This window comes from Psychrobacter sp. 4Dc (assembly GCF_002836715.1).
In the GTDB taxonomy this organism is placed as follows: domain Bacteria; phylum Pseudomonadota; class Gammaproteobacteria; order Pseudomonadales; family Moraxellaceae; genus Psychrobacter.
Window position 1 is genome coordinate 1 of sequence record NZ_PJAT01000082.1, and the last position, 854, is coordinate 854.

Annotated in this window: 2 protein-coding genes; both read left to right on the forward strand. The window is 40.6% G+C overall.

Annotated features, from left to right (window positions below):
• The first annotated feature begins 66 nt into the window (after positions 1 to 66).
• The gene (locus tag CXF61_RS05010) at positions 67 to 372 is read left to right on the forward strand and encodes an IS630 transposase-related protein (RefSeq protein ID WP_075103765.1); all 306 of its coding nucleotides are present in this window, start codon (positions 67 to 69) and stop codon (positions 370 to 372) included.
• On the forward strand, positions 347 to 854 hold a 508-nt coding region (locus tag CXF61_RS05015), incomplete at its 3' end, for a transposase (RefSeq protein WP_227526606.1). The genes CXF61_RS05010 and CXF61_RS05015, both read left to right, overlap by 26 nt.

An 854-nucleotide genomic window follows, 5' to 3' on the forward strand; every position in this document is an offset into this window, starting at 1 on the left:
TATAGTCACCTGACCACAAAAATGTTATAAAATAAATCAACTAAACGATTACCACAATAAATAACCATGACTTACTCCCTAGATTATCGCAAACAAGTCTTAAAAAGCTTAGATGAGGGCATGACCTTTGCTGAAGCTGCTGTTTTCTATGATATCAGTCCAACGACTATCCAGAAGTGGAAAAAGCGTCTTCATAGTAAAACCACTCGATATATTAAGCCCTACAAAATAGAGGATGAAGCCTTAGCTCAAGATGTCAAAGACCACCCTGACGATTATCACTATGAGCGAGCACAGCGTTTTGATTGTAGCCCAACAGGCATCAGTAAAGCCTTAAAGCGTATTGGTGTTAGCAAAAAAAAAGACACTTGAGCATCCCAAAGCCTGTCCTGTGAAAAGAGCGACTTATCTAGCCAAGCTTAACCACTACATTGCTCAAGGCTTTGCTATTGTCTATATGGACGAAAGTGGGTTTGAGAGTGAAACGATGCGTCCTTGTGGTTATGCACCCATTGGTAGCCCCTGCATTGGCAGTTACAATTGGCAAGCCAAAGATCGAACCAACGTCATTGGTGCACTATATGGCAAAACGCTGTTTGCACTCAATTGCTTAAAGACCAACATTAATAAAAAGATTTTCTATCACTGGTGCAAGTTCACGCTGATACCAAAGCTTAAGAGAAAATGTGTAATCGTTATGGATAATGCAGCCTTTCATAAGCGCGTTCAAAAGCTGCTTAACAGGCATGGTCACAGGCTATTATTCTTACCTCCTTATAGTCCTGACTTAAATCCCATCGAGAAAAAGTGGGCTCAAGTGAAGTTTTTACGCCAAGGTTGGATGGAAAATGACT

What these genes read in the sequence shown, in the direction of transcription:
- CXF61_RS05010 (WP_075103765.1), top strand. Translation starts at nt 67, where the DNA reads ATGACTTACTCCCTAGATTATCGCAAACAAGTCTTAAAAAGCTTAGAT.